This window comes from Actinokineospora inagensis DSM 44258 (assembly GCF_000482865.1).
Taxonomy (GTDB): domain Bacteria; phylum Actinomycetota; class Actinomycetes; order Mycobacteriales; family Pseudonocardiaceae; genus Actinokineospora; species Actinokineospora inagensis.
In genome coordinates this window covers 102,278-109,749 of sequence record NZ_AXWW01000029.1, presented here as the reverse complement: position 1 = coordinate 109,749, position 7,472 = coordinate 102,278, and the positions used below count along the sequence as shown (strand labels likewise).

The window sequence follows — 7,472 nt, the reverse complement described above, 5'->3', positions numbered from 1 at the left end:
TCGACTGCGCGACCACTCGACTGCGCGACCACTCGACTGCGCGACCACTCGACTGCGCGACCACTCGACTGCGCGACCACTCGACTGCGCGACCAGCCGACTGCGCGACCAGCCGACCGCGCCACCCGGCCGACCGGCCGCCAGCGACCCGCGCCACGAACGATCGAGCCACCACCTGCATGAGCCACTAGTTAGCCGGCCGCTAGCGACTTGCGTTTCCGCTCGACTGCGCAGTCAGCCGATCGCGCCACCCTGCCGACTGCGCCACCACCTGATCGCGCCATCTAGTCGACCTACTGCTAGCTGCCGCGCCGTGAGCCGATCCCGCCACCCGGCCACCAGCGACCCGCGCCACGAACGACCGAACCACCACCTGCACGCGCGTCTAGTTGACTGGCTGCTAGCGACCCGCGCCACCGCTCGACTGTGCATTCATCCGCCCACGTCACCCAGCCAACCGGCCGCTAGCGGTCCGCGCCACGAATGACCGCGCACCACCTGACCGCGCCACCTGAGTGGCCGGCTGCTGGCGACTCGCGCCACCACCTGACTGCGCAGCCAGCCGATCGGGCCACCCCTGCCGACCGCTCCACCACCTGACCGAGCCACCTAGCCGACCGGCTGCTAGCTGCCGCGCCGCCAGCGGATCGCGCCACCCAGCCAAGGCCGCCAGCGACCCGCGCCATCACCTGACGGCGCAGCCAGCCGACTGCGCCAGTCTGCCGACTGGGCCACCACCTGATCGCGTCGTCCAGTCGACCGGCTGCTAGCTGCCGCGCCGCCAACTGATCGCGCCGACCGGCCGCCAGCCGGCCGTGCCACAACCGGCCGTGCCACTCGACCGACCGGCTGCCGCCCACTGGCTGCCGCCAGTTGGCCGCGTGACTGGCCGGCCGCTCGGCTTTGGCTGCCGGGTGGGGTGGTCTGGGTTAGACGAGTTGGGCCTTGACCTCGGCCAGTGACGGGTTGGTCAGCGCTGATCCGTTGGGGAAATGGAGGGTGGGCACGGTTTGGTTCCCGCCGTTCACCGACATGACGAAGTCGGCGGCGGAGGGGGTTTCCTCGATGTTGACCTCCACGTACTCGATGCCCTCGGCGTCGAGTTGCAGCTTCAGCCTGCGGCAGTAGCCGCACCAAGTGGTGGAGTACATGGTGAGCGTCTGCGGCGCGGACATGGTGGGCTCCCTCAAGGCGATCGGATGACCGTGTGTCAGGTGTCAACGTAGTGGCGGCACCCGGAATGCCTAGGTGAGGCGGGGCTCACACGGGCGTGGAAACCGGCAGGTGGGCTGCCTGTTCCGTGCCGAGGCTGGGGTCATAACGGCTCCGGGTCGAGGCGGACGACGATCGACTTGGAGGTGGGGGTGTTGGAGGTGTCGGCGGTGGAGTCGAGGGGGATGAGGGCATTGGCCTCCGGGAAGTAGGCGGCGGCGCAACCCTGGGCGGTGGGGTAGGCGACGACGCGGAAGTGCGGGGCGGAGCGTTCGGGGGTGCCGGTCGGGTCGTCGGGCCACTCGCTGGTGAGGGTGACGAGTTGGCCGTCGGCCAGACCGAGGGCGGTGATGTCGGCGGGGTTCACCAACACGACGCGCCGGGCGTCCTTGATACCGCGGTAGCGGTCATCGAGGCCGTAGATGGTGGTGTTGTACTGGTCGTGGCTGCGGAGGGTCTGCAGGAGCAGGCGACCCGGCGGGACGCGCAGCACGGTGAGCGGGTTGGCGGTGAAGACGGCCTTGTTGTTGCGGGTGCCGGTGAACTCGCGCGAGTCACGCGGGGCGTGCGGCAGCACGAAACCATCGGGCTGGCGGACCCGCGCGTTGTAGTCCGCGCAGCCGGGGACGACGCGGGAGATCCGATCCCGGATGAGGTCGTAGTCGCCGGCGAAGGACGACCACGGCACCGGGTGGTCGGGACCGAACAGCGCCGCGGCCAGGCCGCAGATGATCTCGACCTCGGACTTCAGCGAAGACGAGGCCGGTTCCAACCGGCCACGGGAGCGGTGCACGACCGACATCGAGTCCTCGACGGTGACGAACTGGTCGCCGCTCGCCTGCGTGTCCCGCTCGGTGCGGCCGCGGGTCGGCAGGATCAGGGCGGTCTGGCCGTGCACGACGTGCGACCGGTTCAGCTTGGTCGACACGTGCACCGTGAGGTCGCACTGGCGCAGCGCGGCCTCGGTGACGGCTGTGTCCGGCGTCGCGGACACGAAGTTCCCGCCCACGGCGAAGAACACCTTGGCGTGACCGTCGCGCATCGCCCGGATCGCGTGCACCGTGTCGTACCCGTGCTCGCGCGGCACGGTGATCCCGAACTCGGTCTCCAGCGCGGCCATGAACTTCTCCGGCATCTTCTCCCAGATGCCCATGGTCCGGTCGCCCTGCACGTTCGAGTGCCCGCGCACCGGGCACAGTCCCGCGCCCGGTTTGCCGATCATCCCGCGCAGCAGCACGACGTTGGCGATCTCGCGGATGGTCGGCACCGAGTGCTTGTGCTGGGTCAGTCCCATCGCCCAGCACACGATCGTCCGCTCCGACTCGGCGAACATCCGGGCGACCCGCTCGATCTCCTCGCGGGACAGCCCGGTCGCGGCGTCGACCTGCGCCCAGTCCAGCGCGCCGACGTGCGCCGCGTACTCCTCGAACCCCTCGCTGCTCGTGTCGACGAACTCCCGGTCGACGACCGTTCCCGGGCGTTCCGCCTCCCACCGCAGCAGCAGGTTCCCGATGGCCTGGAACAGCGCCTGGTCGCCGCCCAGCTTGATCTGGCAGAACACGTCGGCCAGCTTGGTGCCCTTGCCGATCACGCCGCGCACGTTCTGCGGGTTCTTGAACCGCATCAGCCCGGCCTCGGGCAACGGGTTCACCGCGATGATCCTGGCCCCGTTGCCCTTGGCCTCCTCCAACGCGCTCAGCATCCGCGGGTGGTTCGTGCCCGGGTTCTGGCCGACGACCACCACCAGGTCGGCACTGGTGATGTCGGCCAGCGTCACCGATCCCTTGCCGATGCCGGTTGTCTCGGCCAGCGCCGCCCCGGAAGACTCGTGGCACATGTTCGAGCAGTCCGGCAGGTTGTTGGTGCCGTACGCGCGCACCAGCAGTTGGTACAGGAACGCGGCCTCGTTGCTGGTGCGCCCGGACGTGTAGAACACCGCCTCGTCCGGACTGGCCAGCGCGCGCAGCCGATCGGCGACCAGCGAGAACGCGTCTGCCCAGCTCACCGGCTCGTAGTGGGTGGCGCCTGCCCGCAGCAGCATCGGGTGGGTGACGCGGCCCTGCTGACCCAGCCAGTAGTCGGTGCGCTCGGCCAGCGCGGCGACGGAGTGCGTGGCGAAGAACTCCGGACCGACCCGCCGCAGCGTCGCCTCCTCCGCGACCGCCTTGGCGCCGTTCTCGCAGAACTCGGCCAGCTTGCGGTGCCCGTGCGGCTCCGGCCACGCGCAACCGGGGCAGTCGAAACCCTCGCGCTGGTTGAGCAGGCGGAGGGTGCGCGCGGTGCGGACGGCGCCCATCTGCTCGACCCCGCGCCGCAGGGAGACGGCGACCCCCGGTATCCCGGCGGCCCACTCCTTGTGCGGCGTGACGTCCAGTTCGGCTTCGACGACATCCCGTTCGGGCGGTGTGCTGACCATGTGTCCATGGTTGTCCACCAACGCAAGTAGTGCAAAAAGTTGTCCACAGGCCATTGACCTGGGGATCTGTACTCTATCGGTCTAGACCACTGGTCAGTTCGGACAACCGCTCTCGGCCGGGACGGCGGCGTCGGGGTTGAAGTAGGTCGTCTTGTCCTGCCGCGGCGCCGAGTGGCTCTGCGACTTGTCCTGGTAGGCCGGGGCGATGAAGCCCTTGTGGTAGGCGTCGCAGGAGATCGAGTAGAAGAAGCCGTTGACGTCGCGGTACCACAGGCCCTGGCTGGCCTCGGTCCAGCGGGTGCCCTTGAGCAGGACGTACTGGATGTCGGCGCGGACCACCACGACCACGCTCATCGGGTCGACCGGCGGCTGCGCGGGGTCCGCCGTGAACGCGTACGCGAACACGTAGTTCGTGCGCACGACCAGCTCTCCCGGACCGCCCGCCGACACAGTCATGGTGCCTTTGACCTTGGGTTCGGCCCTGGACAGCGTCGTGCCCTTGTCGACCATGCTGACCAGCGCCTGGGCCTGCTGCTCGCGGCCGGTGCCGAACAGCGGCCGCAGTTGGCGGGCGTTGTCCGGGGCGAGCAGCGCGAGGTAGCGCGACGGGTCGTGGTCGCGCAGCATCGCCTGGTCGAGCCTGCTGGCGACCAGCACGTCGCGGACCCGGTGGGTCGCGTCGGCGACCTCGGCGGCGCTGAACTCGCCCACCTGCATCGCGGGCGGCACCTCGATGCCCGCGGCCCCGTCGGCCCACTGGGCGGCCGGGGTCAACTCGAAGGGGTGGTCCATGTCGACCACGGTCAGCGCGTTGCTGTCGGTGCTGCCGCCGCCGGGCGCGGCCGCCTTGCCGCCGCGGCTGAAGACGCCGACACCGGCGAGCAGCATGACGACGGCGACGGTCGCGGCGAGCACCATGGCCGTCACCAGCCAGCGCTCAACCCGACGACGCCGCGTCCCGCGCAACATCGCCTTCACGTCGGCCCGCGCCGACTCGCGCACCCGCCGACGCCACACGGCATCTTGTAACGCCGCGTGATCGCCGTACTCACGTTGGTCCACCGGCCCCCCAAGGGCGTTCCAGATCGGCGAACCGGTCCGGTTGAGGTGTCGACTGCCTGGTGAACAGCTCATCGATATGGCCACAGCCCGTGTTAGCAACGGTTCGGGCGAGACCCGCCACGCTGCGGTGAACGGCCGTCGAGGCCGGACCAACGGTCACTGTGCCGGGTCTGCGATCGCACTGTGTCACCCGATCGGCGCAGACCGGGGTCAGCACCCGGCCGACGGGACACTGCGGGTGCGCCCCCTTCCGTACCGGTGCGGTCCCGGTGAGTCGGGAGTGGCGCAGGTCACGGCGCTACTCCGGCGAAAGGGTGACGGCCACGGCGAGCTCACCATCAGTCGAACGGGTGTAAGTGAGGGTCCGAACGGTCCCCGCTGACTGAAGGTCACCGGTCGCGACGCACAGCGCGCGTTCCGCCGAAGGCGAACACGCCACCCGCACCTCGGCCACCGGCCAGCGCATTGATCTCCGCGCCTCCGACTTGGCCCGCCGGATCGCGGACAGCACCGCCGTTACCGGTGCCAGCATCTCCGCCCCGGTGTAACTGCCAGTGACCGCAGGCCAGGTGCTGGTGTGGATCGAGCCCTCTTGCCACCACGACCACGACTCCTCGGCGGCGTAAGGCAGGAACGGGGCGAGTAGACGCTGGAGCGTCGACAGCCCTATCCGCAGCGTGGCGCGGGCGGAGTCATCGCCTTCGTAGGCCCTGTCCTTCACCAGTTCCAGGTAGTCATCGCACCAGAACCAGAAGAACCGCTCGATCTGCTCCAACGCCTCCGTGTAGTCGCAGACGTCAAGGGCGGCCGTGGCGTCGGCGACCACCGCGCCCAACTCGGCCAGCACCGCTTGGTCCAACCCGTGTGTGGGGGTCTCACCTGGGCCGATGCCGAGGACGAAGCGGCTGGCATTGAGCAGCTTGGTCGCGAGCCTGCGGCCCACGCGCATCTTGGTCTCGTCGAACACGGTGTCCACACCAGGTCGGGCGGAGACGGCCCAATACCTGACCGCGTCCGCGCCGTAGGTGTCGAGCAGCGCGTCCGGCCTGGTGGCGTTGCCGGACTTCTTGCTCAGTTTGCGCCGGTCCGGAGTCACCACCCAGCCGGAGATGGCGGTCCGGCGCCACGGCAGCGAGTCGGTTTCGACGTGCGCGCGCAGCACGGAGGTGAACAGCCAGGTGCGGATGATCTCGTGGGCCTGGGGCCGCAGATCCATCGGATACGTGCGCGCGAAGAGGTCAGGGTCGTCGTCCGCGCCGCACACAAGCAACGGTGTTAGGGACGACGTGGCCCACGTGTCCATGACGTCGGGGTCTGCGGTGAACCCACCAGGCGCGTCGCGCTGATCGGGCCGGTAGCCCGGGGGCGTGTCCGAGGCAGGGTCGACTGGCAGCGTGTCGGGCAGGATGGGCTTGTCGTGGTCGGGTTCGCCGTTGGCGTCAACGGCGTACCACAGGGGGAACGGCACCCCGAAGAACCGTTGACGGCTGATCAACCAGTCACCCGCGAGCCCTTCGACCCAGCTCTCATACCGGGACCGCATGTGCGCCGGACGCCAATCCAGCTCCTTACCCCTGTCGAGCATGGCCTCCCGGTAGGCCGATGCACGGATGAACCACTGCCGTCCCGAGACGATTTCGAGCGGTTTGTCACCGCGCTCGAAGAACGCCACCGGACGCTCCACCGGCCTCGGCGTACCCACCAACGCGTCACCGAGCAGCTCCACCATCCGCTGTCGTGCCGTGTGGACGGTCGCGCCCGCCAGCGTCGAGTACAGCTCCTGCGGCACCCCGTCCGGGGCCTCGGGGAGAAAACGCCCGTCACGTCCGATCACGGAACGCACCGGTAGGCCCAGTTCGCGCCACCACCGCACGTCGGTCAGGTCGCCGAAGGTGCAACACATCACCAGACCGCTACCGCGCTCCGGGTCCGCGTCCGGGTGCGTCAAGACCGGCACGGGCACACCGAACACGGGCGTGCGCACGGTAGAGCCCACGAGAGAGCGGTGGCGTTCGTCGTCGGGGTGCGCGATGAGGGCGACGCAGGCTGGTAGCAGCTCCGGCCGCGTCGTCTCGATCTCGATGTCGTCGCCGAATCGGAGCGTGTGCCAGGCCCCTTTAACCGGGCGGTGTTCCACCTCGGCCTGGGCCACCGCGGTGCCGAACCCGACATCCCACAGCGTCGGCGCCTCGGCCTGGTACGCCTCACCGGCCGCGAGCAGCCTCAAGAACGACCGCTGTGACAGCCGCCGCGCTCGTTCACCGATGGTCGTGTACGTGCGGGTCCAGTCCACGGACAGGCCCAACCGCCGCCATAGAGCCTCGTACGCCTGCTCGTCCTCGGCGGTCTGCCGCGCACACAGCTCGACGAAATTGCGACGCGAGATGGCGGTTGGGTTGCCCATAGGAGCGAAATCGGGGTCGTAGGGCAACGATGGGTCGCACCGCACGTTGTGCACCATCTGCACACGGCGCTCGGTAGGCAGACCGTTGTCGTCGAAGCCCATCGGGTACAGCACGTCCTTGCCGCGCATGCGTTGATAGCGCGCGATGACGTCTGTGTGCGTGTACGAGAACACGTGCCCGATGTGCAGGCTTCCCGACACTGACGGCGGCGGTGTGTCTATCGAGTAGACCTCCTCGCGGGGCCTATCGCCGCGGAACGCGTATACGCCTACCTCGGCCCACCGCTTCGACCAGGTCGATTCCAGCCCATCCAGGGACGGGCGCTGCGGGGGCGTGGGTGTGTGCGCCATGAACGGACGGTAGTGGTCGTCGCGCTC

At 69.3% G+C, this 7,472-nt stretch carries 4 protein-coding genes; all 4 read right to left on the bottom strand.

The annotated features are described in order from the left end of the window. Nucleotides 1–929: 929 nt before the first annotated feature. Nucleotides 930–1,175 carry a mycoredoxin gene (locus tag H504_RS0113015; protein ID WP_026423138.1) on the bottom strand — a complete coding sequence of 82 codons (246 nt, stop codon included), beginning with the start codon at nt 1,173–1,175 and terminating at the stop codon, nt 930–932. Nucleotides 1,176–1,315: 140 nt separating this feature from the next. Next, nucleotides 1,316–3,628 carry an FdhF/YdeP family oxidoreductase gene (locus H504_RS0113010; RefSeq protein WP_026423137.1) on the bottom strand — a complete coding sequence of 771 codons (2,313 nt, stop codon included), beginning with the start codon at nt 3,626–3,628 and terminating at the stop codon, nt 1,316–1,318. A gap of 93 nt (nt 3,629–3,721) precedes the next feature. Next, entirely contained in the window at nt 3,722–4,690 is a 969-nt protein-coding gene (locus H504_RS34755; protein ID WP_157440377.1) for a hypothetical protein, read from the bottom strand. A gap of 298 nt (nt 4,691–4,988) precedes the next feature. After that, nucleotides 4,989–7,445 carry a valine--tRNA ligase gene (valS, locus tag H504_RS0112995; protein WP_026423136.1) on the bottom strand — a complete coding sequence of 819 codons (2,457 nt, stop codon included), beginning with the start codon at nt 7,443–7,445 and terminating at the stop codon, nt 4,989–4,991. Nucleotides 7,446–7,472: the final 27 nt, after the last annotated feature.